Source organism: Anaerostipes sp. 494a, assembly GCF_001940315.1.
In the GTDB taxonomy this organism is placed as follows: domain Bacteria; phylum Bacillota; class Clostridia; order Lachnospirales; family Lachnospiraceae; genus Anaerostipes; species Anaerostipes faecalis.
The window spans coordinates 1,150,304-1,176,123 of record NZ_MJIF01000001.1; the positions used below are offsets into that span (position 1 = coordinate 1,150,304).

General features: G+C 36.3%; 27 protein-coding genes and 2 pseudogenes. 8 read left to right on the plus strand and 21 right to left on the minus strand.

Translation table 11 applies throughout. The features are described from left to right. Positions 1 to 76: 76 nt before the first annotated feature. The 9 genes from BHF70_RS05790 to BHF70_RS12555 form a co-directional block, all read right to left on the minus strand. Positions 77 to 1,492: a polysaccharide biosynthesis tyrosine autokinase gene (locus BHF70_RS05790; protein ID WP_075759374.1), complete on the minus strand. Its 1,416-nt coding sequence runs from the start codon at positions 1,490 to 1,492 to the stop codon at positions 77 to 79. 12 nt (positions 1,493 to 1,504) lie between these two features. Further along, positions 1,505 to 3,040: a polysaccharide biosynthesis tyrosine autokinase gene (locus BHF70_RS05795; RefSeq protein WP_075759375.1), complete on the minus strand. Its 1,536-nt coding sequence runs from the start codon at positions 3,038 to 3,040 to the stop codon at positions 1,505 to 1,507. A 14-nt stretch (positions 3,041 to 3,054) separates the two neighbouring features. After that, entirely contained in the window at positions 3,055 to 3,915 is an 861-nt protein-coding gene (locus BHF70_RS05800) for a DUF5011 domain-containing protein (protein ID WP_075759376.1), read from the minus strand. 39 nt (positions 3,916 to 3,954) lie between these two features. Further along, positions 3,955 to 4,704 carry a tyrosine-protein phosphatase gene (locus BHF70_RS05805; protein WP_242946322.1) on the minus strand — a complete coding sequence of 250 codons (750 nt, stop codon included), beginning with the start codon at positions 4,702 to 4,704 and terminating at the stop codon, positions 3,955 to 3,957. A 119-nt stretch (positions 4,705 to 4,823) separates the two neighbouring features. Next, positions 4,824 to 5,072 carry a hypothetical protein gene (locus BHF70_RS05810; protein ID WP_075759377.1) on the minus strand — a complete coding sequence of 83 codons (249 nt, stop codon included), beginning with the start codon at positions 5,070 to 5,072 and terminating at the stop codon, positions 4,824 to 4,826. Positions 5,073 to 5,100: 28 nt separating this feature from the next. Continuing rightward, on the minus strand, positions 5,101 to 6,285 hold the full coding sequence (locus BHF70_RS05815; protein WP_075759378.1) for an LCP family protein: 1,185 nt from the start codon (positions 6,283 to 6,285) through the stop codon (positions 5,101 to 5,103). Then, entirely contained in the window at positions 6,266 to 7,039 is a 774-nt protein-coding gene (gene srtB / locus BHF70_RS05820; RefSeq protein WP_075759379.1) for a class B sortase, read from the minus strand. The genes BHF70_RS05815 and srtB overlap by 20 nt, the downstream gene beginning before the upstream one ends. 72 nt (positions 7,040 to 7,111) lie before the next feature. Next, on the minus strand, positions 7,112 to 8,908 hold the full coding sequence (locus BHF70_RS05825) for an ABC transporter ATP-binding protein (RefSeq protein ID WP_075759380.1): 1,797 nt from the start codon (positions 8,906 to 8,908) through the stop codon (positions 7,112 to 7,114). A gap of 247 nt (positions 8,909 to 9,155) precedes the next feature. After that, the gene (locus BHF70_RS12555; protein ID WP_207650059.1) at positions 9,156 to 9,368 is read right to left on the minus strand and encodes a hypothetical protein; all 213 of its coding nucleotides are present in this window, start codon (positions 9,366 to 9,368) and stop codon (positions 9,156 to 9,158) included. 301 nt (positions 9,369 to 9,669) lie between these two features. Here BHF70_RS12555 and BHF70_RS05835 point away from each other — a divergent pair, with 301 nt between their 5' ends. Further along, positions 9,670 to 10,089: a hypothetical protein gene (locus BHF70_RS05835; protein WP_075759382.1), complete on the plus strand. Its 420-nt coding sequence runs from the start codon at positions 9,670 to 9,672 to the stop codon at positions 10,087 to 10,089. A gap of 198 nt (positions 10,090 to 10,287) precedes the next feature. On the opposite strand, the pseudogene BHF70_RS05840 reads toward BHF70_RS05835, so the two are convergent. After that, positions 10,288 to 11,893, minus strand: a pseudogene (locus BHF70_RS05840) (IS1182 family transposase). Positions 11,894 to 12,151: 258 nt separating this feature from the next. Between BHF70_RS05840 and BHF70_RS05845 the strand changes: the two are divergent. Together BHF70_RS05845 and BHF70_RS05850 are read left to right on the plus strand one after the other, a co-directional pair. Continuing rightward, positions 12,152 to 13,270, plus strand: a complete 1,119-nt coding sequence (locus BHF70_RS05845; protein ID WP_075759383.1) for a radical SAM/SPASM domain-containing protein — start codon at positions 12,152 to 12,154, stop codon at positions 13,268 to 13,270. Then, on the plus strand, positions 13,263 to 14,105 hold the full coding sequence (locus BHF70_RS05850) for a hypothetical protein (protein WP_075759384.1): 843 nt from the start codon (positions 13,263 to 13,265) through the stop codon (positions 14,103 to 14,105). Before BHF70_RS05845 ends, BHF70_RS05850 begins: the two co-directional genes overlap by 8 nt. Positions 14,106 to 14,234: 129 nt before the next feature. Here the strand turns inward: BHF70_RS05850 and BHF70_RS05855 are convergent, their stop codons facing one another. Further along, positions 14,235 to 14,957, minus strand: a complete 723-nt coding sequence (locus tag BHF70_RS05855) for a hypothetical protein (RefSeq protein WP_075759385.1) — start codon at positions 14,955 to 14,957, stop codon at positions 14,235 to 14,237. A gap of 116 nt (positions 14,958 to 15,073) precedes the next feature. Then, entirely contained in the window at positions 15,074 to 15,265 is a 192-nt protein-coding gene (locus tag BHF70_RS05860) for a hypothetical protein (protein ID WP_075759386.1), read from the minus strand. 341 nt (positions 15,266 to 15,606) lie between these two features. Here BHF70_RS05860 and BHF70_RS05870 point away from each other — a divergent pair. Continuing rightward, positions 15,607 to 15,870, plus strand: a pseudogene (locus BHF70_RS05870) (transposase); the annotation flags it as partial. 191 nt (positions 15,871 to 16,061) lie between these two features. Here BHF70_RS05870 and BHF70_RS05875 read toward each other — a convergent pair. From BHF70_RS05875 to BHF70_RS05885, 5 genes are all read right to left on the minus strand, one after another. Next, positions 16,062 to 17,294, minus strand: coding sequence for a nucleotidyltransferase domain-containing protein (locus BHF70_RS05875; RefSeq protein ID WP_075759388.1), 1,233 nt, complete (start codon positions 17,292 to 17,294; stop codon positions 16,062 to 16,064). Positions 17,295 to 17,317: 23 nt separating this feature from the next. Continuing rightward, positions 17,318 to 17,566, minus strand: a complete 249-nt coding sequence (locus BHF70_RS12335; RefSeq protein WP_143249376.1) for a hypothetical protein — start codon at positions 17,564 to 17,566, stop codon at positions 17,318 to 17,320. A 199-nt stretch (positions 17,567 to 17,765) separates the two neighbouring features. Next, complete coding sequence (locus BHF70_RS12455) at positions 17,766 to 17,933, minus strand: hypothetical protein (RefSeq protein ID WP_158024878.1); 168 nt, start codon at positions 17,931 to 17,933, stop codon at positions 17,766 to 17,768. 55 nt (positions 17,934 to 17,988) lie between these two features. After that, complete coding sequence (locus BHF70_RS05880; protein ID WP_075759389.1) at positions 17,989 to 18,780, minus strand: hypothetical protein; 792 nt, start codon at positions 18,778 to 18,780, stop codon at positions 17,989 to 17,991. A gap of 134 nt (positions 18,781 to 18,914) precedes the next feature. Continuing rightward, entirely contained in the window at positions 18,915 to 19,796 is an 882-nt protein-coding gene (locus BHF70_RS05885; protein ID WP_083638322.1) for a metallophosphoesterase, read from the minus strand. A 374-nt stretch (positions 19,797 to 20,170) separates the two neighbouring features. On the opposite strand from BHF70_RS05885, the gene BHF70_RS05890 reads away from it, so the two are divergent. The 4 genes from BHF70_RS05890 to BHF70_RS05905 all read left to right on the plus strand — a co-directional run bounded on the left by BHF70_RS05890 (position 20,171) and on the right by BHF70_RS05905 (position 22,092). Continuing rightward, positions 20,171 to 20,479 (plus strand): DUF6050 family protein, encoded by a 309-nt coding sequence (locus BHF70_RS05890; RefSeq protein ID WP_075759390.1) that lies wholly within the window; start codon positions 20,171 to 20,173, stop codon positions 20,477 to 20,479. 39 nt (positions 20,480 to 20,518) lie between these two features. Next, positions 20,519 to 20,692 carry a ParA family protein gene (locus BHF70_RS05895; RefSeq protein ID WP_083638324.1) on the plus strand — a complete coding sequence of 58 codons (174 nt, stop codon included), beginning with the start codon at positions 20,519 to 20,521 and terminating at the stop codon, positions 20,690 to 20,692. A 204-nt stretch (positions 20,693 to 20,896) separates the two neighbouring features. Further along, positions 20,897 to 21,181 carry a transposase gene (locus BHF70_RS05900; RefSeq protein WP_009245215.1) on the plus strand — a complete coding sequence of 95 codons (285 nt, stop codon included), beginning with the start codon at positions 20,897 to 20,899 and terminating at the stop codon, positions 21,179 to 21,181. Beyond that, positions 21,178 to 22,092 (plus strand): IS3 family transposase, encoded by a 915-nt coding sequence (locus BHF70_RS05905; RefSeq protein WP_075759392.1) that lies wholly within the window; start codon positions 21,178 to 21,180, stop codon positions 22,090 to 22,092. Before BHF70_RS05900 ends, BHF70_RS05905 begins: the two co-directional genes overlap by 4 nt. 78 nt (positions 22,093 to 22,170) lie before the next feature. Here BHF70_RS05905 and BHF70_RS05910 read toward each other — a convergent pair whose 3' ends face one another. The 4 genes from BHF70_RS05910 to BHF70_RS13005 all read right to left on the minus strand — a co-directional run bounded on the left by BHF70_RS05910 (position 22,171) and on the right by BHF70_RS13005 (position 25,791). Further along, positions 22,171 to 23,208, minus strand: a complete 1,038-nt coding sequence (locus BHF70_RS05910; protein WP_075759393.1) for an acyltransferase family protein — start codon at positions 23,206 to 23,208, stop codon at positions 22,171 to 22,173. Positions 23,209 to 23,670: 462 nt separating this feature from the next. Then, on the minus strand, positions 23,671 to 24,774 hold the full coding sequence (locus tag BHF70_RS05915; protein WP_158024879.1) for a glycosyltransferase 61 family protein: 1,104 nt from the start codon (positions 24,772 to 24,774) through the stop codon (positions 23,671 to 23,673). 46 nt (positions 24,775 to 24,820) lie between these two features. After that, positions 24,821 to 25,594 carry a hypothetical protein gene (locus tag BHF70_RS05920; RefSeq protein WP_075759395.1) on the minus strand — a complete coding sequence of 258 codons (774 nt, stop codon included), beginning with the start codon at positions 25,592 to 25,594 and terminating at the stop codon, positions 24,821 to 24,823. A gap of 2 nt (positions 25,595 to 25,596) precedes the next feature. After that, a complete protein-coding gene (locus tag BHF70_RS13005; RefSeq protein ID WP_075759396.1) occupies positions 25,597 to 25,791 on the minus strand; it encodes a glycosyltransferase family 2 protein in 195 nt (64 codons plus the stop codon). Between the last annotated feature and the right edge of the window lie 29 nt (positions 25,792 to 25,820).

The window sequence follows — 25,820 nt, forward strand, 5'->3', positions numbered from 1 at the left end:
AATGAAAAGACCTCCACTTTCCAGTGGAGGTCTTACTTTCTATCGTTTCCTCTGATATACCTGTTTTGTTTGCTTTCTATATAGCATCCGCTTTTGCATGATATCCGTGTCCGTAATGACTGCTTTGTGCTGTTCCTGTATTGACATCATTTAAGATGCATCCATTTATTGTGACACCGGAACCGGAGAGGATTTCCATACCATCCAGAATCTGATCTACATCTGTGTAATCCTGGCGGACTACAAATACTGCTCCGTCTACATACTGGGCAACAATGGCTGCGTCTGACAGCAATGCACTTGGTGGTGTATCGATAATAACAAAATCTGCTTGTTTTTCCAGCTCTTTGATGAAATGTCTCATATTTTCACCACTTAAAACAGATGATGTGTCCTGAATTGGATTAGAGCCTGCAAGAATCATAACTCCTGTGTCTTTATATGGCTGTACTGCCTCCTCAATGGAAGCTTCTCCTTTGATTACCTCCAGAGTACCTATACTTTGTTCTTTCATTCCCAGTACCTTTGCAGTGGATGGATTTCGAAGGTCGGCATCTACCAGAATTACTTTATGTCCTTTCATGGCAAGGGCTAAGGCAATATTGGCTGAAACAGTAGATTTTCCTTCTCCTGGCATGGCACTGGTTACAAGGAATGAACGCATGCCGCTTTCTTTACTGGCTCTCTCGATTCTTCTTCGCACTGTTCTTGTCGCTTCTAGAAAGTTTCTTGGCAGCCTTGGATTGTCAAGAACAACCAGTTCCTGAACATTGGATCTTCTTTTATTAAATCTGGCATGTGGTAAAATTCCAAGACTTTTGACACTGAACATTTTTTTAAAGTCTTCCTCTTTCCGAACTGTGTTCTTTCCAAGAGCAAATAATAAATCCAAAATAAAGCACAATGCTATTCCAACTAAAATTCCTATTTTGATTTCATGAGAGAAGCTAAATGGATTGGCGGGTGCTGTTGGCACACCGGTTTCATCCATTAATGTCAACTGGGAACTTCCTATGACAAATTCTGCAACGGTTGGGTAATTCTTCACAACAGATTTAAGGATCTTATCTGCCATTTTAGGATCATCTGCTGTTACACTTAATGTAAAGAGATTGGTGTCTTTCATAACATCTGCTTTGATTTTCCCCGGAATAGACTGAACGCCCAGATCTTGTGCCACAATATCCTTCAAAACTCCACTTTTCAGGATATATGGAAATGTTTTTGCCATCTGATTGGCTGTGGCATTATCCATATATGTAGCCGAAGATTCCGTAGAAATACTTGAGCTGATAGTAAAAGTTGAAGAAGCTACATAATATGGAGAATAATTCAGTCTTTTGTATCCACAAAATAACCCTGCACACAAAAGAATCAGAACCAGAAATCTCCATTTCATATGAAGTGCACCTTTTATCAAATCATCCAGAATTCCTGTAATATCAATTAAACCCTCTCTATTTTCTTTTTTTTCATTATATTTTCTGTCCATGGCTCACCCCTCCTAAAAATCTGACTTGGATTTATCTGTCTTTAATTTGCTTCTTTCAGATTTTTTCTGATCACGTTTGCCATAGCCATAGCCATATTTTCCGCCATAACCATAGGACCCATAGCCGTAACCATAGCCATAGCCATAACCATAGCCATATTTGTAACCGTAAGCTTTTGCAGTTTCAGCAAAACCTGGGAATACATCATTATATACACAGCCAAGCATAGTCCCTTCGCCTGATTTCAAAATAGCAATGGCTTCATTGATATCTTTTACCAAGGCTGTATGCTGTTTTACTACCAGAATAGATGCATCTACCAGATCCACCATTTCCTCCGCATCTGCTGCCTGAGACATTGGTGGCGTATCAATGATGATATAATCCAGTCTTTCCTTAAAGAAATCCAGTACTTTTTGAAACAATGGTCTGGCGATCATCTCTGTAGAATTTGGATATATCATAGAATCTGCAACCAGCAGAAGATCTGAATTGGCAATTGGAAGAACCAGATTTTCTGCATTCTCATTACCATTTAAAACCTCTCCAAACTGCTTGATCTCCTCTTTATCGATCCCAAAGATCTTATATTGCGAAGGTTTCCTCAAATCAGCGTCAATCAACAGTACTTTTGCTGATTCTTCTGCCATTGCCAATGCAAGATTAGCTGCAACCGTTGATTTTCCTTCATTTTCCACGGCACTTGTTACCATCAGAGTCTTTGCGTTATGATCCTGCATCTGGCTGCTGACCCTTCGTGCCAGTTTTTTCATATTTTCTACATATCGGAAACTGGTTCCCGGATTTGTAAGAAGTACAGGATTTTTCTTGCGATGAAGACGGGCTTTCCATGTTTTATATCTCTTTTCATGGTACAAAGTTTCCAGAAGCTTTCCATCCAGTTTTCTGGATACTTCCTTCGGTTTACGGACAGTATCTTTCAAAAATGAAATGATTCCAATCAGGCCACATAAGAAAATCAACGTATAAACAAAAGTCTTCTTCATCAATGCCGTAGGCTGAAACTTATTTACAGGGCCACTTGGAACCGTTGGATTCTGAAGCACATCCAAAACCACATTTCCCATCAATTCATCCGATACAACCGAATAATTATTCATGATCGCCTTATTGAGGCGAAAAGCCAGTTCCGGTGAATCCGCCTGTACCTTTAATACCAGAAGATTGGTCTCATTGATCACTTCTGATGACGCAGTTCCCGGAAAATAATCCATATTCATTTCTTTGGCAACTTTTTTCTGAAGAATGCTGCTGTTTAAAATTTCAGAAAATTTCGTTGCCATCTGTGCAGTGGTATTCAGATTACTGTAAACGTTATTGTTACTTCCCTTACCACTGACAATAAAGGTGCTGGTAGACTCATACATTTTATGATAGCTTCTTCCAACTTTCACATAAGCTAAAAGACTCATGGACGCTGCAAGCAAAAGAATTACCAGTGCATATTTCCAGATATCTTTGCAAATGCTGTACAAGTCAATATTCATTTCATAATCATTTATGGACGTATTTTTATTTTCACTCATCTGCTTAACCCCTCTTATTCTGTAACGATTACGATCAGTTTAACGGAACCTTTCGGACCCTTTCCCGCTTTTACGGAATATGTGATCTCATAGGAACCTGCTTTTTTATAGTCCACATCGTCATCATCAATCTTTACCTTTGATCTATCAATATCACCCGGTAAATCCGAATCATATCCTCCCCCTGAACAAACCTTTGTAATATAACTTTCAGGATTGATCTTACGACCTTTCTTCACATAGACCAGATACTTTTTCAAATGGATAAACGGCATATCGGAAGCTTCCTCACGATCATATATCTGGATCGTGGCATTAAATGAGACTGTATCACCGGCACTGTTGGTTACCTGTAGTTTTACCGGATATTCCCCGGGAGAATATAAATCTACGATAGAGTTGGTCAGAATCTTCACTTGCTTTGACAGATCACCATCAATCTTATCCTTTACTTTCAGATTTTCCAGAATATCTGAATCATTGGATGATCCTGTGCTTGCAAAAGAAAATGGTTCACTGAGAGAAAACTTTGGTGAAGAATACCCTTTATATTTTACTATCCTATTGGCACGGCTGACATTATTATGTTTGTCTACCGCTGCATAAACGACCAAACGGCGTCCACCACTTAAAAAATTAGAAACATTTTCCACTACAAGAGAGGAAGTAACGTCTCCATCCTTCTCATCTACAGCTTTTACTCCCTTCAGGAAATCCTTATCTGTAGCATCCAGATCCACTGTCAGCTCTTTCTTATCCATAGTGATCACCGGTCCAATCCTATCCCCTTTTCGAATCTGGGTAAACCAGAAGATCAAACTGGCTGCCAGTGATATACCAAATAATATAAAACTAAACATTTTTAATTTCTTCATTTTTATAAACTCCTTACTCCCTGTGATTTGACCAGATTTCTATGATTCATTGATCCTTCTGCCTTCCAGGATCTTTAACGGATTCTCATAAAGCAGTTCTCTGGAATAATGAAAAGAATAATGTTCTTCCATGTATTCCTTTATATCTGCCATGTATGTAGTTCTCTCGTATGGTTTGTGAGCATCACTGGCAATACATGTAACCAGCTTCTGGCTTAGCAGCTTATCCACACACTCCTTTGCCCTTGTTCCAAACCTGCCAAAGATACTTCCCCGGTTGACCTGTATGAGATATCCCTGCTCTCTCCATGATATAACCGCTCTTATATCTTCCTGAACGCACCGATATCTCTCCGGATGCGCGATCACAGGCACAGCACCAAGGTCTGCCACCTGCCATAACAGCTCATCCATATCTTCCCAATAGATCCCAAACGGAAATTCCATTAAATAATATGGAGAACCATTCAGGGAAATTAACTTTCCTTCCCCAATTTTATCCGGAGCCTCATCATTTGTAAATATCTCCATTCCCGGAAGTACTGTCAAAGGCATCTTCTCCCTTTTCAGTGCACGACGGAACTCTTCCAGCCGTTCCAGATACACCGATATTCCATATTCTTTAAAAAATCCCTCTGTATTGGCATGAGATGTAGCTACAATGGTATGAACACCACTTTCCAGGGCAAGCTCTGCCATAGCAAGAGAATCATCCATATCCCTCGCTCCATCATCAAGTCCCGGAAGGATATGTGCATGTATATCGATCATAACCCCTTTTCCTTTCAAATTCAGGACTCCTTTGTGGATCCTGGTGTGGGAATGATTTCCCATTTTATACAATGTTCTTATTATACAACAAAAAAATCCTCTGGTCTATATAAACCAGAGGATTAAGATATCTTTAATTAGTGCTGTTCTTTGATACGTTTTGCAGCATATACAGACATTGCTGCTGCACCTAATGCAGCATAGATCAAAGCGGCAGGTGCACTGCTGTCACCTGTCTTAGGTGATGTTTTGCTGTAATTATCATCTTCTTTACGAGTTTCAGCTGTTGTCTTATCCTTGATATCAGGACTAGAATTCGCCATAACTCCTACCGTAAAAGATAAACTCATCACCAATGTTGCAATCATCACTAAAAACTTCTTCATAACACCAAATCCCCCTTACTTAGAATTCTTAATCAATTTGTTTATAAAATACTTTCAGTATTAACTCAAATAATTTCGTCTCATCCGGATAATACTCTGCAAATCCATCTTTACCTTCCTTAATCTTACAGTCAATACTATAAATATTATCAGATGAAAAACTGCTACCTGAAACTGTCGTTGCCAGATATGTAAGCTTTGTCATAGACAGGTTGGTCACTGCATTCTCAGATACAAGATGGAACAGTTCCACCGGTAACATCACATCACTGCTAAATTCCCGCAGTGCCGTCTGCATAAAAGATGTTACGTACTGCTTCTGTCTGCGCATACGTTCCACATTGGCATCCAGTGGTTCAAAATCTCGGGTCCTTACATAAGCCTCTGCCTGATCCCCTAACAGTGTCACACTGGCTCCTTCTTTCAACGCAGGATCTACAGAAGATAAATCTCCAAGTACCTGGACATTCACTCCTCCAACTGCATCATTCAACACACTGATAGATGATAAATTAATAGACATATAAGAATCAATCGGGATACCGTACATTACCTTTGAGACAGAATCTACCAGATTGGTACAACTTTTTTCCTTACCATCACCATATGCGTATGAAAGGCAAATCTGTTCATTGGTCGTTCCTGTATATTTACCCTCTGAATCATATGTTTTCACATCAGCCATAATATCACGAGGTATATTGATCAGTGAGATTTTCTTAGATGACGTATCCAGTGCAGCCAGGAAAATGGAATCTGCCTGTCCTGAGCCATTCTCCTTAAGATATTTTTTATCACTGTTTATACTCTCTCGGTCTATACCCATACATAGAACACTCGTTATGTTCTCATTATAGCGATATTTGTGGCCTTTGTAAATAACCAAATCTCCTTTATTTTTGACATCTGCACCATCTATGCCATTGGTCATATCCACATTTCCCTTGAACAGGGAATTTTTTCCAAAAGCTCTCAATGCAAAAAAGGTTGCGACAGCCAGTACGATCAGTACAACCAGTACTATGAGGATCCTTTTGACTACTTTTTTAGCCGACAATTTCTTGCCCTTCTTATTCTTTTTTGGTTTTTCTTTCTCTTCTTTCGGCTGAAATCCCTGAAATTCTTCTTTGGATTCCACATTTATATTTTGTATCTCCTGTCCCAGCTGATCATTCAGCATGCTGACATCATTTCTATTTTGCTTCTCTTTCATCTGTTAACACCGCCTGTACTAAATATCGATTATCTGGTTGTCCACCTACACATGTACTTAATGTTATGATCCGGTCATTTTCTGTTACCTTAACATCTGTACGGATATTACTGATCATCTCCCTTGTAGCCATTACATTGGCAAGATAATTCTTGAATACCTTTTTATCATCAAAGTTAAATGACTTTAACAAATGACGGCTATCATATTTATATGCTGCAAATATCTTATATGTGTAAGTTTTCTTTGGTGTATAAATATAAATTTCCGTATGTTTCCTGAAAAATGACTTTTCTTCAAACTTATGAAGATTCTGGAACATGGATCCATTTCTCATATTATGTCCATACAAAACAGTATTTGGATCTGTAAAATCCTTTTTGTTTAGCCGTTCTGTATAAATACATCCTGCAAACTCCGGTTCATTCTTATAATTGTATTTCAGATAATGGCTGTCATCTTTGGCATTTTGTGCCACCGGATAATCAATCCTGGTCCCCGGAACATACACCCATGCATAAACCTCTTTATTGATCTTCTGCAATTTGTCAAAATCAATACTTTCACCATGCCTCACCCCTTCAGGAAGCTCTGGTTCTTGGCCATCTCTCTGTGTGTACTGGCTGTTTTCAATGACCTCCAGCTCTTTCTGAAGCCTATATGCCTGGTATTTGTTCCAACCCAGTAATCCAAGACAGATCACACAGACAATGACACCAATACAGAAGATGATTTTCCATATTTTTTTATTCATACTGCTCCTCCACAACTGTTTATTCGCTACCTATTGCTATTATAACCTTTTTATCAAAGCCGGTCAATTTTTCTAAAAATCCATTGCCATCTTGCTGGATTCTTCTTCCGACAGCTCTGTAACCTTTGTTTCCATCACCCGATAAACTCTTTGGCACATATTCAAAACGCTTGGTCTGTGAGTGGTAACAATACAGGTTTTATTTGGTCTCTGCTTAATAATATTGCGGAGAACTTTTCGTTCTGTCGTTACATCTAAAGCCGAAGTTGCCTCATCCAATAGTAAAATTGGGGCATCCCGCAGCACTGCACGGGCAATGGCAATCCTCTGTGCCTGACCTTCAGAGAATCCACGTCCTTTCTCTCCAATATTGACATTGATGGTATCATCCATATTTTTCACAAAATCCCAGGCACAGGCGATTTTTAACGCCTCTATGATTTCTTCATCCGTTGCATCTTCTTTCACCATACGCATGTTATCCGCAATGGTACCGGAAAGGATCGTATTTCCCTGTGGCACATATGCAAACAAATGTCTTGTATCCGCATTCATCTCAACGGTTCTTCCGTCAGATGCTTTTAAAAATGCAGAACCATCTTCCGGTCGGATCAACCCAAGGATCAAACGGATCATGGTAGTCTTTCCTTCGCCGGAAGGGCCAACCAATGCCACGATTTCACCAGGAGAAGCTTTAAAAGATGACTCTGTAATCACACGGTTTCCTTTGACATAAGAAAAATCAACATCTTTCATGGCAACTTCAAATCCATCTTCCACATATGTATCCAGCTCAGAACTGTCCGGAATGTGTACCTCTTTCGGCAGCTGAGCCAGCTCTCGTATACGATGGGCAGATATAGAACTGTTTAAAAAATTTGGAATAATCGAAATCACATTATTAAACGCAGAATTCAGGTTGCCCCTCTGCTGCAAGAACAATGTCATCGTTCCATACGTAATATCATGGGTCCACAGACGGAACAGACAGTAGCCAAATGCCGCATACTGCACGATCATTCCCATGATTGACATGAATACCCCTGTCTTAATAGAGAACATATTGTACTCCAGACTTACATCCTTATATTTGCGCTGCCATTCCCTCATCTTCTTCCCATATAAAGAAGAGATGCCAAACGACTTGATCGTATCAAAATTATAAAAAGTCTCCACTTCGAACGTCATCATATCACTGTTCATCTCTTTGACTTTTCTGGCATACTCCCTCTGCTTCGAGATCAAAAACTTCGACATCATAAGCATAACCGGCGCACTGGCAAATGCAAGCAGAGACATAATCTTATCATAATGCCAGATGACAACAAACGTAGCGATAAAATTATAGACTGCGATCACAATCGTCGGAAGCCAGCTGATCGCATTACTACTGATCGTACTCACATCACTGTTAAAACGGTTCAGCACATCGCCATTGCTGTACTTATTAATCTCCAGCCAGTCTGCATCTATAATCTTATCAAATATATCCGCCTGAATATCATTATTAATATAGATGCTCAGCTTCGCTGACACACGGTTGATCACATTGGAAAATACCAGACTGAACACCGCACTTCCCACTGTAATCGCAATCATGATCCACAGCTTGCTCGTCTGATATCCAGTGATAATATCAATCATATATTTGCTGGCAACACTACTCACCAGTCCCATGGAAGTACTGAATATTCCCAGAAATGTGTAAAAAGCAATGGCACCTTTATATTTTTTGCTATAAGAAAAGATCCATTTCCAGTCATCAATAATCTCCGAAAATGTCCCATCCTTCCACTTTCCGATTAAAATATCCAATGACTCAAAGGAAACTTTGTTCTTATTCTGATTTTCGTTATCATTTCCGTTCATATATAACTCCCTTAAATTTAATTTATCAACAAACTGTGTTGATTATAGCATAATTTATCACCATACACGAGATTTAGATAATAAAACACGGAGATCATCTACTTCTCCACCATTTTATATCAGATGAGGGATGACTCCCGCCTCTGTAGGCGGTGAGCAACAATTATGTATCAGTGGCGGATTTCAATCCCCCATCTGATATACGCTCCGCGAGGATGCGCAGGAATTCGGATTGGAAGTATGTCTGCTATGCAGACCCGAATTCCGCGCCAAGACTCGCGAGCGAGTCTTGAATTTCCAATTCATTCCTCAAAAATCCTTCTTTTAAGCCAAGCGTCCTTTTTTCCAAAACATCTGAAATTTTAAATCTGACTTCTAAAAATATTTGCTCTGAAAAATCTGCTGATAAATCATTGGTTCCGTAGAATGTTTTTCCGAAATAGTATATAACTCTTCCCATTGTTCCTGCGTCAACTCCGGAAGATTTTCACAAGTAGTATTATGGAGTGATGTTTTTAAAATTAATAAAAATAATTTTGTAATATTCATAAGTTTCTGATAGTCCTTTGTAATGAAATGTAAATTTAAAATCATTATATCATCTACTTGCAAAAATACACAACTCCAAGAAATTAATTATTTTTTTGCTATATCTTGACTTTTTACCTTTTTCCTATTATTATTAAACAAAGAGATTTTACGGAAGAATTGTCTATCGGATTATAAATGAATTTAATGGTTTAAGAAAGGGGATTTAGAATATGAAAAAAGTATATCAACATCCACAGGTAGTTGTGGAAGAGTTTGCACCAAACGAATATGTAGCAGCATGTGGAGAAAGTGGCACAACTTATTTATTTAATTGTAATGCTGGAGGCGGAGCAAAGGGCGATGTTTATACAAATGATGGACAAAATTTAACACAAGGAACACGGAGTTATTACCATGCCTGTAGTAAAAAACATGAAGCCAGTTCTACAGAGGAATTTATAAACGGATACTATATTCAAAATGGCGGTAATGATAAGAAAACACATACTGTTGTAGATTCTTATTTTCCTTTTCAGTCTCATGAAGAAAGTTATCCTACAATTCCTGTAATTATTTGGACAGATGGTGGAACGAATGTCCATGCTACTACGGATTTAGATCAAAACAGTTGGGAAACAGCAAAATCTTGAAAAATTATTCTTAATTATTCAATTAGATGTTGATATAAAAAGGGGTTGTTGCAAAACGTGGTGAAATCTGAATGATTTCACCACTGGAGCACAGCTCCTTTCCTTTTTATTAAAAAATCTGGCAAAGGAACCGTATAACGGTTCTTTTTCCGGATTTTTAGCATACTTTAATAAGTCCTGGCTGATCAAGGTATAAATTTATGCTGTTTTCAATTCGAATAGATGACTTTCCAATCGTTCGTGTTGAATCTTGGCGTGAAGTTTATTAATATTATATCCCATGCAAAGCAAAAGGAACTCTGTTTTAACATTCGTTTTTCCACACATCAGAAATCTACGGAAACCATAGTCGTATTTCAGCACTCCGAACGCACCTTCCACCTGAATAGAGCGATTCATACGATACTTCTTCCCTTGTGGGCTGAGGATATTCTTTAAAGATACTTCTCTTTTCTCAACAAACACTTTTGAAACATACAGCTGCTTATATCTCTTGGGACGAGTGCATTTTTTACCAAAATGCGGACATCCTGTGCAGTCCTCACAGCGATAAATATCCTGTCTACTAATATAGCCGGTTGTACTTGTCCGTCTTCTTTGTCCCACGTTCCACAGAATTCGGCCGTTTGCACAGATATAACAGTCTCCTTCCTCTATGTAGGTCATGTTCTCACGCCTTCCGATCTCTTTTTTGAAGCTTCGTTTTTCCATTTCTCGTAAGTCAGCAGTTTGATATATGGAATCTTCCGTTCTTTTTCCAGCCATATGTAATTCTCTTCATTTTCATATCCGGCATCCGCTGTGATGCTTTCGTATTTGTACCCAAGATTTTCTTCCAGCTTCTCCATAAATGGAATCAGGGTATTGGTTTCACTCCGGTCTGCAAACACGCCGACACCCATGATGTATTCACTGTCCACTCCGATTTGTATGTTATACCCCGGTTTTAGCTGCGCATTTCTCATATGGTCGTCTTTCATGTGTATAAAAGTCGCATCTGGATCTGTCTTGGAATAGCTGTTGCGCCCTTTGAAGTTCTTTTTATGGATATCATATTTTTCCTGCCTTTTCAGACATGATTCCAGATATTCTTTGTCACGCTGGATCTGACTTTTTCGTTTTCCACATCCATGGACTTCCTGGATCCCATGTTGTTCCATGGTCATTTTTAGATCTTCTATGGCTGCATACAGATCATCTTTTGCGGTTTCTGGCTGAAAACCAGAACCTTTCAGGTATTCCCTGTTGATCTCATCTACTTTTTCAAGCAACTGGCCATGCATCCTTGCTTCATGTTTCCCAACTGATTTTTTCCATACAAAAGTATATTTGTTGGCTCTGGATTCAACCTTTGTTCCGTCAATAAATATGTTCTTTCCTGTTACTTCCCCAGTCTTTAACAGGAAGATGGCAAGCTGGCTGAAAAGGCCTTCACAGATACCAGAATGGAGCATCTTGCGAAAACGAGAGATCGTGCTGTGATCAGGTACTTTTGCACCTGCCAGCAGCCAAAGAAAGTTAATATCACGCCGACAGGCTTCTTCTATTTTTCTACTGGAATAAATGCCTGGGAATAAGCATATACCACAATCTTGAACATCAACTTGGGCTCGACTGCAGGATTTCTCCCTTTATGAGAGTACGCCTTATAAAGATCATGATAATCTAATTCCTCCAATACATGGCTTAGCAGTCTGACCGATTCATCATTTGGAACCAATCCTTCCAGATTTAATGGAAGAACCAGTTGATAACTGTCATGAAATTCGGTATAATTTTTATGGTATTTTAATTTACTTGACATATCTTATTATACCATGGATGACGGGTTCTTTGGAGCCTGCTTTTCTATTTTTAGACATAAAAATGGAGCCATTGCTCCACAGATGATTATTCATCTATTTTGCAACGGCCCCTTTTTATGTCTAAAATTAATTATTTGCCAAACATATTTCACAAGAAATAGACGACTCTACACTTCTTATGTTATATTATCCATATATCTATTAGATTGAGATTTATGACTTATAAAATTTTCAAATCACTGGGGAGGAGAATTTATATGGAACCATTGGAAGATGCTACTACCGTGGAGCGTGCCCTTTTAAATCAGGCATCGAAAAATAAAACACCGATTAACGGAAGTATTGAATTACTTCCACTTTGTAATATGAATTGTGATATGTGCTATGTGCGTTTGAGCCGTGAAGAAATGGAACATCAAGGACGGTTGCGTACTGTGGATGAATGGCTGGATATTGCTAAACAGATGCAGAAAGCAGGAGTTCTATTTCTATTATTAACCGGGGGCGAACCTTTTTTATATCCTGAATTCCGCAGGTTATACGTAGAACTACAAAAATTAGGGATGATTCTAACCATTAATACCAATGGAACACTTATTGATGAAGATTTGGCAAAATTTTTAGGTGATCATAAGCCACGCCGCGTGAATATTACACTTTATGGTTCCGATGAAAAGGCTTATCGAGACTTATGTCATTATCCTGAAGGGTTTGAAAAAGTCATTCGTGGGATCAAATTATTAAGGGAAAATAACGTTGACGTAAAAGTTGGAGGCAGCTTAACAAAAGCGAATAAAGATGTGACAGATGAAATCATTGAAATTGGGGATCAACTGGATGTACCAGTCAGGATTGATACCTATATGCTTCCTGCAACACGGGAACGAAGTATGCCTTATAATCTTCAATCTCGTGTAAATCCTATAGAAGCTGCTCAGGTAAGAATACAGGCTCTAAAAAAAGAAATGGGCGAAGAACTATTTGAACAATATGCCAGACAGAGTGTGTTTACTGTGGAAAACATGATCCCAGATCCGGAGGCAGGCAGTCGTATGTCTTGCCTTGCAGGGAAATGTTCTTTTACAATTAATTGGCAAGGAGAAATGCGTCCATGTGTCATTCTCTCCAATCCATCTATTTCTGTATTTGAAGTAGGTTTTGAACAAGCTTGGGGATATATAATAGAAGAAGTTCAAAAAATACGGTTAAGTTCCAAGTGTAGTACATGTACTCTGCGTCCTTTATGTAGAACCTGTGCAGCCAGTGCTCTGCTAGAGACAGGCAGTTATAATGAAGTTCCTGACTATATGTGCCAATATGCAAAGGAATCCCTGCGGTTATTAAAATTAGAACTGGAGAAAAATGAAAATGAATAAATTATTTCAAATTGGAGATTTTGTTTTTCGGTTAGATTATCCAGATGAAATCACTCCTCCGCCGAATTTTATGCTATTTGAAACAGAAAAAAAACAACCACAATATTGTTATCATATTAAAATTTCAGAAACCTTTCCAAAATTAAAAGGAGACATCGTTGCAAGACGCCCAGATTTAATAGTGTTTCAAAATCATGGAAAAGAAAGCAGACTCATAGGTGTCAAAGGAACACCGGGGTATTATGCTTGCTATAGAGAAGTATCAAACAATCAGGCAGAGATACTATTGGCACCAGACAGATTGGCAGGATTAAATATTGATCCGGTATTCACATCACTTTTGGCGCTGGAACGTCGTTTGGTAGAACAAAATAACATGGTTCTTCACTGTGCCTATGTAGAATACCGGAGCAAAGCCATTTTATTTTCTGCTCCTTCTGAAACAGGGAAGACGACGCAGGCAAACCTATGGGAAAAATACCGTAACAGCCGAACTATCAATGGTGACCGCGCTCTCTTGGGAAAAATTAATAATCAATGGATGGCTCAGGGTTGGCCGGTATGCGGTACATCTGAAGTGTGTAATAATGAAGCAACTCCTATCCAAGCAATTGTCATGTTAAGTCAAGGAAAAGAAAACCAAGCTAGACAGCTAAAACCTTCGGAAGCATTTGGTCTTTTATACAGTCAGATTACGATCAATGGCTGGAACAAAGAAAGCACTGCCTCTGCTTTAGATTTAATCGAAAAGTTAATTGTAGAAATTCCAATCTATCATTTGAGCTGTACGATTTCAGAAGAGGCAGTTGAGTGTCTAGAGAAAATATTAAAATAATTTAAAAAATGATGTTTTTAAAATAGCTAGAAATACTTCTGTAATATTTATTATATATAAACTTTCCTTATAAATTAACAACTGGCTCCTTCAGACTAGCTCCACCATCTGCCTCTGTATTAAAAATCATTATGAAGTTTCTGATCCTGTATTCCATAACAATCCCAGTTCAACTACAAACTTTTCTGCAACTTTTTCTAAATAACTTAGCAGATGCTCTACATGGAAAACTTTAACTTCTTTTACTTTATCTGCTGAAACATCTAAATATCCCTGTAATTCCATCAGAACTTTCTTAAGATCCCTATAATCCACTTCCTCTATTCCGGGATCAACAGCCGGAATATCCAGCGTCACCGGTAATTGATATTGTTCCACCAAATATGTATTCATCTTTGTATAATCACCATAATACCATATTCCAGAGAAAAAATCTCCTATAGGAATCATCTGCCCCGTTCTTTTCAAATATGCCCATTGGACATTTTCCCGTAACAGAGTCTCCTGATGATTCTGATCCAGAAATACCACGATCTGAGGCAGATATTCTTTAAAAAACATCCGATCCACATAGAGATGAAAATAATACCCAAGACAACTAACATCTTTTAATAAAGATCGATACTTCTTTAAAAACAACTGCAAGTCCGGATATTCCACCATATTTCCATGAAACATAGGATTACGAAAATGAGACTGATTCTTCTGTGCATTATCATTCACCGTATCTGGAAGAAGACTCCCGGCCAAAAAATCATTCTGGATCCGAGAATCTTTAAATCCCATATCAATTTTCTGTAATTTTTCCAGCGCCATCTTCGCAGCTGTTAAATGTAAAATATATCCCGGCATAATATATTGTTCCTTTGATATATATTTTGTTTTTAGTATAATACTGGAGCAATCTTCACATGCTATTCTACTAGTTCTGTCACCACATGCCTCTTCATATTTAACCGATCCATTTTTTATGATTCTAAATACTGAAAAATAATTTCTGCATATTGATTTAATTCCAATAGCTGTGTGTCAGATGCCTTTGTGGAAATTTGATAAATAAATAGTTGTCCACATTCCAATTGTTGAATATCCTGTTTTTTAATTACCTTGTTTCTCTGTTCATCCTCTACTGTCAATAAATCCTGTTCATTCCAATACACATTTGTAATCTTCTCCTCTGAGGACACTGCGATACTATATCTTAAATTTATAGTGACTCAGTTGTCAAGACAAAAATCTAAGATTTTTATAATGAACCGATATGCTTGATAAGTTACGAGGAACCAGGGGAAGAATAGTTGGTCACTCCCCTGATCCATATATGCTAAGCTACATATGGTGACACCATTGCCAGATAGTAGCATTCAGCCGGTGTTTGATAATCAAGAGCAGCATGGCGCCGCTCAAAGTTGTAAGTGTGGATATATGATTCGCCCATCGGCTTTTGCCATCCATACTTTGGCGAATACCGTTTTCCTTTACAAAGTTAATATACTGCTGTCAATTTACATCCAAAGCATTCGTAGAGTTTTGCGAATCCGTTCGTGTGACACAAAGCATGAGCAAAGCAGGATATCCTTATGATAATGCTCCTATGGAGAGATATTTCAACACTTTGAAAAGCGAGCTCATTTACCTATATGAATATGATACCGAGGAAACTCTGTATCAGGCTGTAGAGGAGTTTGCATATGTTAAATACAATCATGTAAAACCTCACAGCTTCAATGGTTATTTAACACCCTATCAGGCGAGGATCGCCTAAAGGCGATACAATGCCCGATTTTGGATTGCCTGATTACTCTTCGCCAGGAGTTTTCAGTGTATGTCAAGGACAAAGCCGCCATAGGCGGTGCGAAGCATCCTTTACATACACAGGAGACTACGGTATTATCCAGGCAACAATCCAACATATTTTTTTAGCCACAAGTGTTACAAAAATGCTTGACCACAACATTACTCCACGATTTTATATTTTTCTAACAATTTCACCCGTTCCATACCTATTTGAATGCTGTTTTTTTCTTCCAATGAAGAATGTTTCCGATTATGACATAAATAATAAATGATTCGATCCATATACGCTATCGGAATTAAAAAATGATGTTTTCGTGCATAAGGATAACGATTGCAAATATATTCCTTCCCTGGAAACAGTGATGACATAATCCCTGTAACTGCATTGGATGATTTATTTTCTGCTGCATTTAAAGTAATATTGGCACTGTGGACACGATTTGCATCATTTTTTCCAAAAATCCCACCGTCCATCATGTCATTGAGCAATGCCAGACAGTCTAAAGAAACATCTTTGGGTTCTTTCAGACCCAAATCTTCCCATTGAAATCCTAAATATTCAATTCCGATATCCAAAAGATTCATGGTAAAATCATACATATGATATTCTTTTAATGTTTTCGAAAGATCCTTCCATGAAAGCTGATCTTTACAGGTTCTGGCAAACAACAAAATATCACATAGCTGACGGATACCGAACCCTGAGTGTAAAAAATGTTTCAAACTGTGACAAATCAGGTACAATAAATGCTCCTGGAGATTTAAGGTGAGAATATCGGTTCCCTGAATCTTCATATTATCACAAGTATCAAACACTGAGGTAAATAACCGGTTCAAATGACCATATGCCCCGGATTCCTGAGCAAATAAATCCATATGGATCTCCAGATACAAACCTGTCCCTGGATTCTGATAGCCAACTTCCTGATATTCTTTTTCACTATCCAATTCACTTCTCAAAAATCCTTCTTTTAAAAGGAATTCATCCATTGCAGGAAATTCCTCCCTTAGAATTAGTAAATCTTCGTCATTGGATATCCGTAAATCCGGTTGAACGTATAATTCACGACATACAATTCCTTTTACAATCAAAGGATGTAATCCAGACTGTCGCATCTTTTCATACAACATCAAAAACAAAAAACTTCTTCTTGTCTGATCACCTGCCTTTGCCAGGGTAGATGATTTCCATACCTGTTGCAACTGAGATGATGCCGTATGAAAACCTTCGCAACCAAAAACCTGCTGATAGATCATTGGTGCAACCGACTGCTTCTCTGATATTTGATAAAGCTCAACCCACTGGTCCTCTCCCAACTGAGGAAGATCAGAACAAGGCTGATCCCATAACGATGTTTTTAAAATAGCTAGAAATACTTCTGTTATATTCATTATATACAAACTTCCCCTATAAATTAACAACTGACTCCTCTTACTTTATCTGCCGAAACCTCTAAATATCCCTGTAATTCCATCAGAACTTTCTCAAGATCCCTATAATCCACTTCCTCTATTCCGGGATTAACAGCCGGAATATCCAGCGTCACCGGTAATTGATATTGTTCCACCAGATATGTATTCATCTTTGTATCATCATCATAATACCATATTTCCTTGAAACATGGTATTACGAAAATGGGACTGATCCTTCTGTGTATTATCATTCACCGTATCCGGAAGAAGACTCCCGGCAAAAAAATCATTCTGGATCCGAGATATAGTAGATCACTAAAACAAATGTCTTCCCATACGAACAAACGTGGGAATCTGTAAAAAAGCAAAAATTCCTCCAACCTAGATACCCTATATTTTGAAACAATCTATGTTAGAGGACTTTTTCTAAATCTATTTTCTTTACTTTTCTTATTTCAAACCTGAAAGAATATTGACTGCATAATATTTTTGCTTCTTTCCTGACAAACTCCTAATAATTCTCCCTTCGCAAGCAGAATACAAATTATCTTTCTTCAATGGTTCAACCCCATAGTAATTATAAAAAATGGTTTTTATCATCCTTTTTAAAAATCTCATGCAATTCTCCTTTTCATGCAATAACATACGTTATTCAATTAATCATTATAATATCTTAATTCACTTTTTTTATGGTATCATTTTCTATGCAACATATCAATACTTTTTCAAAGAGCAAATATAAAGAATCTGCTATCATTTTTGCATATTCAATGCCAATTTTAAATATATCTTTTTCTTCACTGCTCTCAAATATTTTCATAGAATCAATACACATGAATCCTAAAATTAAACTTTTTCCCTTTAAATTTCCTATTTTAGCAGTAAGCTCTTTAGATACATATTTCCCATCTATCTTAATCATTTCTACCGATACATCATCTATTCTATTTCTCTTCTGATCTGTTGTATTGCTCCTGGCAATCGTTAACATTTCCCAATTGTTATAATCAGCATCAAAAATACTATCATTTTTTATTAATTTAATACATACCGAGACTTTATCATCGCCTAGATACTCCTTGAATAATTGGTTATAAATTAATTCTATATAATTACATATATGTACACAACGATCCTTCACATCTTCTAAGGTCAAAATATTTAATGAATACAAGGATGAAGAATAGTCTCTCAAATTATGAAAAAATTTATGCATTTCAGTCGCTAATTCTTTATTTTTAACAAAAAATTTTCTTTCTAAAGCATTTTTTGCTTTGTTCGTATCAAATATCGTCTTGACAATATAAGAACAAATTGTAATCAAATAAATAAGCACAATCCCACTGAGAATATAAGTGAATATTTTATTTCCATTATAAAAAACCAGAACAATCGAAATCACGCTGCTAATAAATGCAAGTGGTTCCTTAATTTTTATATATAATGTTTTAAAAAAATTAATCATATGTATTTCCTCAAATATCACGTCACTTATTACTATAAAAAGCAATTTATCATCCGCTATGTATATTCAATAATATATTATTTCGTTCTATATTGCAATAGCAATATTATTTTCTATTCTTCAATATGTAGAATTTATTCTGCCTTCAATGTAATGTGTACGATTTCCGGTACGTTATGGAATCTTGGAAGCTTTTCTTTATGTGTCCCCAATCCTCTGGTAATGATCATATTTTTCACGGCTTTGAAATGATGAATTCCATCTACATATTCAGGAAACCATCCCTGATCTCCTCCATATAAACCACCAATCCCAGGCAAAATCACCTGTCCTCCATGGTTATGTCCACTGACAACCAAATCTATATTCCAGGTATCTGCAGCTTCTCCAAAAATAAAACTATCCGGACGATGTGCCATCATAATTTTAAAAGAATCCTCTGCCTGAAAAGATTCTAAAAATTTTAAGTCTTTAGGTTTCATGTCTTTTTTACTCATATGACCAGCTCCATCAAAAGCGAAAGCATAATCATACATTCCACCTATGGTAAGGTTGTTTCCTCTTATGGAAATATTTTTATACTCTTTGTCCAGAACAACTGCGCCAGCATTTCTCAACTTCTGAATCAAAGATTCATCTTTTTTCTTAATATATCCTTCCTCATGATTTCCCAGAGAATAATATACAGGCGTAACTTTCTTTAACTGCTGTATGAGATCAACAGCAACATGGCTGTTTTCACTGATATCATTCAACATATCCCCAACCATTAAAATCAAATCCGGATGCTGTTCTCTGATTTTTTCAACAAGCTCCTGATTCTTCTCTCCAAATTCATGATCATGTAGATCTGAAATCATGATGATATTTATGTTATTTTGAATTTTATCTGATTTAACCGTGTAATCAGACACTGTTAAATGATGGTATGAAATGTAAATCTCATAGGCGCAGAAGGAACCTGCTGCCAGAAATAAACATAATAAAATGATAAAAATTTTCTTAATCGGTTTCATAATAAGGTCCTTATTTATAATAATTTTATTTGTGATATTTGTTTCCAATGTTTATAAGTGTATCAGCTTTTACAATTGAAAAAAATCCTCCAACTTAGATGTCATTTGTATTTCATAAACCTACATGTGCAGTATAATAGGGACAAATCAAGAAACTCACCGTTTTAAGCGGGTTTGAGCGGGCTGGTTTGTCCCTGATTTCTTTATTGAGCTAAAGTTCATATAAAAGGATGTTGTGACAAAGGAGACTCTCTTCGGTGAGCCTCCTGTTTTTTCTAACCCACAATTTGGAAACTAACACGACTTAATTTTATCCAGCCTAATTTAGCAAGGGAAGGAGGTGCCATTGCCCCACACAGAAGCAGACAGAAACTATGGCAAACAAATTACTTCGTTATCTTGTTGCACCAGTTACAGTGATCACAGCAGTAATGTTCTTCTGTCAGTTCCTGTACTATCCGGCTGGTGGAAAACCTAATTACCTTCTGATGCTTCTTCTGATCGGAATCCTTTTCGGAATACATCGAATGTTCGTCTGGTTCATCCCAAAAGGTTATGACCTTGGTGGAGCCGTCGGAATGATTGTTTTTAATGTCTTAGTCGGAGGCATCATTGGCATGTTTGTCCTCGCTTGGAAAATCATAAAGGGCGGGGCTACCTCACCCTTTGCATATCAGCACTAATTGTAAAAATTATACAGCAGGGGTGGGAGGCGTAAATCAATGAAACATTCAGCACAGATCATTGTCTGCTGCGCTCAAAAAGGCGGGGTTGCAAAAACTGTAACCACTCATAATCTGTCCATAGCTCTTAGCCGGACTGGGAAAAAGGTTCTTGCAGTTGATATGGACTATCAGTCGAATCTGACCTGCTGTCTCGGAAACCATGCGGCTTGAAATGGGTAGTGAAAGGTTTTTAGCTGATATCCTCACTCCTCTCCGCCCTCTATACGATTTAAATTCTTGTTTGTTCATGTTCTTTACTCTCTCCCATAAACATCTTGTTGGTGCTAGAATATAAATAGTACAAGTCAAAATGAGAATTACCAATCTATTATTTCATGGTACAATGTAAGTACCGCACTGAAGGAGGATCTCATTATGGCAAAGCACTATGACAAACAATTTAAACTGGATGCAGTCCAGTATTATCATGATCACAGAGACTTAGGACTGCAGGGCTGTGCATCAAATTTAGGAATCAGTCAACAAACATTATCACGTTGGCAAAAGGAGCTACGTGAGACAGGTGATATTGAATGCCGTGGTTCCGGTAATTATGCTTCTGATGAAGCAAAAGAAATCGCACGATTAAAACGTGAACTTCGTGATGCACAGGACGCTCTTGATGTACTAAAAAAAGCAATCAACATTCTGGGAAAATGACGGAAGCCATTTATCTCGAAGTTGCTGAGAAGGCAGAAACTGCCCATAAGGCTGGACGCCGGGTTTCTGTCTCCGGAATGTTGAAATATCTCGGCGTTTCCCGTTCTGGTTACTGTGCATGGCTAAAACATGTTCCTTCAAGCGCTGAACAGCGTCGTGAAGCGGTAAAAGCCAAAATCAAGGATATTTATAATGAATCAAAACAGAATTACGGTGCCCCAAAGATTACCAAAGAACTGAGGAAATCAGGAGAAGTAATCTCTGAACGTACAATTGGAAAATACATGAGGCAAATGGGAATTAAAGCACAATGGGTAAAACCATGGACTATTACCACAAAAGATTCTGACTTCAGTAGCGAATTGCAAAATATCCTTGATGAACAGTTTAACCCGGAACGCCCAAATGCTGTCTGGTGTTCTGATATCACATATATCTGGACGATAGACGGATTTGTTTATCTAACCAGTATTATGGATTTATATTCCAGAAAAATCATTGCCTGGACACTTTCTAAAACACTGGAAGTATCCTGCGTGATTGAAACAATAAATAAAGCAAAAGCAAGACGTAAAATCAAAGAACCACTAGTTCTGCATTCAGATCGCGGCAGTCAATATGTATCCAAAGAATACAAAAAAGCGACTGTTGGTATCCAGTGCAGTTATTCAAAAAAAGCTTATCCATGGGATAACGCATGCATCGAATCATTTCATGCATTGATCAAACGTGAATGGCTGAACCGGTTTAAAATCCGAGATTATAATCATGCATATCAATTGGTTTTTGAATATCTGGAGGCATTTTACAATACAAAACGTATTCACAGTCATTGTGACTATATGTCTCCAAATGAGTATGAAAAGTTGTATCGTAAAATCCAGAAAAACGAATTGCAGATGACAAGTTAGGATGAGGAAAAACTCATTTTAACTTGTACTAAATCTTGACATAGGACCATGTATCATTTTTATAAAGATTGATAATAATCATAAATGCAATTTTTTATTACCTGTTCTCAATATAATTTCTAAGATTACTCCAATACAGGTACAAACAATCAAGCACACTCCAAAAATAATCCAAGAAATAGAAAACGCATACAACTGCTGTTGAAAATAGTAGTAAGCAAAAAAAGTATGAGTTAACCAAATATATTGAGAATATTTACCCTCAATAGTTAAAATGTATCTTAAAGGCTTGAAAGCCCACTTACTGTGAAGCCAATAAATTAAGCAAACTATTATTACTGGTGCTATTAAAAAATCGATTTTAGTTGTTATAAATGTTCTGATTCCCACTGAAAACATGAAAGCAGCAAAAACACCAATTCCTACTAATTTGTTTTGACACCCAAAAATTTTTTTTAAAATATCAGATTCGGCAACAAGCATCCCAATATAAAATGTTATCAAATAAGTCAAAATACCTGCTTCTGTATCATTATTCAAATATAATAAAAGAGAAAGCAGGCAAATTACGGCTATACTCTTAGTAAAAAAGCTTTTCCGATTTCCTTTACCTATCGTTCTCCGGATAAAAATAAACAGTAAAGGAAAAATAACTAATAGTCTTAAATAAGTGAAAACATACCACCATTCCTTATTGTAAGTACAAGCTATTCCAAAAATATTTTTAACAAACTGCAATGGAATAAAATTATATATATTGTTGTAAAATCCATATGGGATAAAAACAATAAAAACTATCCAATAACGAAAATAGAATTTCTTTATTGATTGAAGGATTTCTTTATATCCTCCAAATAACGTCCACTTACCACTCTGAGCAATTGTCATGTTTTTTTGATATAGACCATAACCTGAGCAAAAGGAAAAAATTGCAACACATATTCTCCCAAAATAAGCTATGATCGTCTCTAAATGAATAAGTCCAAAATCAAGTGGCGCATAGTAGGAAACTGAAACTCTATCAGGGAATCCGAACAAATGATGAAATACCATCAGCATAACAGCAATTCCCTGTATTATTTTTATATCTTCTCTTGATGCATATTTTTTATCCATTGTCCCTTCCCTTTAAAAAAACATCTTATTCAAAATAATCTTCCTCCGGTTTTCTCACAAAAAATGAATTCTCCAATCGTTTTGTCGGTTTATAAATTGCAATCAAAAATCCAATTTTTTCTTTTATACTTGCAGGAGAACAAAGAAAAAACCCTTTATTTTTTTATCTGTACCCATACTTTTAACTTAAGTTCATTATAATGTTGGCTCTTACGCAATAATTGAATTAAATTATCCAGCAAAATGTGCAAATATAAATTTCTTAAATCTGGATATTTCAAGGTGACTGTATATTCCGTTTCATGAGATCCATTTGCACGATTGTTGTGGTCAAGCAATCCAATGGGCACTGTATCACATTAGGCGACTCATCCATATATCGTCTGGCTTTGCGACGTCCAACTTGATAACCGCGTGCTTTCAATTGAGCAGACATTTGTCTTGCACCCCAGGTTGACTAGCTCAATGCACACTATGATATATTTTCGATAATATCATATGCATTCTTCCTTTCAAATTAATAATTTGCCTTAAATATCTAATATAATTTCTTATTTCAATCTTCTTTATTTCTTTTTTTGAAAATGGTATTTTCATATTCTTTTCCTCAGAATATATTTGAATATTCTCGTTAAAAGAAAATAGAAATGGTCCTTCCCCCAGAGATTTTGGATAATGTTTTAACGGTTCACGATATACATCCAAGAAAGTAACTTTACATCCGCTCATCAATAAATATAGATCTAAATTTTTATGTATCAATGATGTCTTATGCATAACAGTCAATAATAATTCTTTATTTTTTGAAAAGCCTACGTTCAAAGGAATTGTTCCATCCATACAAATAATTTCTTTTGCGTGATTCCAAATATATACTTGATCTCTTAAGGATAATTGTTCAGGGCTAATCAATGAATATCCATTATATTCTAACCATTTTGCAATATATTCCTCTCCTATTTCAGTTCTTTTAGCTTTCAAATAATTCAATCGAGTAAAATATACTTTATCCAATTGTTTCTTCCTATACACATGCCCATCTTCCTTCACCTTTTCGGCTATTGCACAAAAAATAGATTGAAATTCCTTTGTATACCATATACATGGACGACTCGAATACTGAGGAACAATCACTTTTTTAAATCTCGTTGGTTTTGTTACATGAATTAACTGTTCTTTTTTTATCCCTAATAGTTCAAAAAATTCTAAATAATTACCAACGGGCTCTTCCTCTCCAATAAAAACTAATTTCATCCGCTCTTTTTCTCCATTTTTTTGAGAAAAAAACCACATTCTTCCAATTTGATCAACAAGAAAATGACCCCAATGTTTAAAAAATACTCCGAAATACACAACAGATTCATTTATATAGTCTTCTTTATCCCACGAATAGTATCCTCCATGTTCTGCCCAACCTCCATGAAACTCTGATAACTCAACAAAATCATTATATTCATTACATACTCCACCAATTCCCCACATTGGTCCATTATCTCTATAGACTCTTGGAAGTACAATTCCCTTTTCAATTTCTTCACATCTCATGCATTCTTCATTTTTATACATATTATATTCGTTTTTAAACCCATACTGTATCATATTTATAATTTCCTTATTGCATAATAGAAATGTACTTATTTAGTTTTTGCTTAAAATTTTCAAGTTTACATGCTTTATATATAACATTTTTATTTTTATTCAAAATACCTTTTTTTATTTTTTGTTCATAATTTGACCTTGGCTTCCACTCATTAAAAAATTTAAATGAAATCTCAGATTGAAATATCTGCATAATTAGGTTATCTCGACTTTTACCATTAGATTGAACTAATTTTTGACATAAAGAACAACAATAAATGTCAATATTAAAAATATTATCCCAAATATTTTTATTAATCAAATCATCTAATTGGTTTATATTAAATATCTTCTCCGAAACTAACTCAACTGCCATTATTATAAATTTACTTTCTGCAGTAATTAAAACTTCATTGATTTTATTAACTACATGATAATTTCTTCTAAATTTATCAATTTCTACTGCAATTCTTATATATGCTTTTGATTTTGCAATATTTAATGATCTAGTAGTAATTGAATCTGGTCTGTTTTCATAATAATATCCTGTTTTTTTACAATATATAACACTTTTTGCACACACCAAACTACATCTTGTCCAAAGCTCATCTTCATGAATTAATCCTGAATAAAATCTCAGATTATTATCATTAATAAACTTCCTCCTGTAAATGTACTGCCATACGGGAATGTAAAAACATTTCGGTCCAAAATAATTAAATTTTAAAAATGCATCTGCTCCAACTGCATGCCATCCATTTTCTAAACTAATTTCTCTTTGAGTCCCATTTATCATAGGATCAAACATAATCAAATCATACTCATGATTCTATCATCTATTTGCTCATATCTTTTACATATTTCCAAACTATTATCTGTAGATCCATCATTTATAATAATAATTTCAATATTTAAATAATTTTGTTGCATTACACTCTCTAAACATCTTTCTAGATATTTTTCAACATTATATACTGGTATAATGACACTTACTAATATTTCCATATTGCCTTGTATGATGTTTCAAAAAGTTG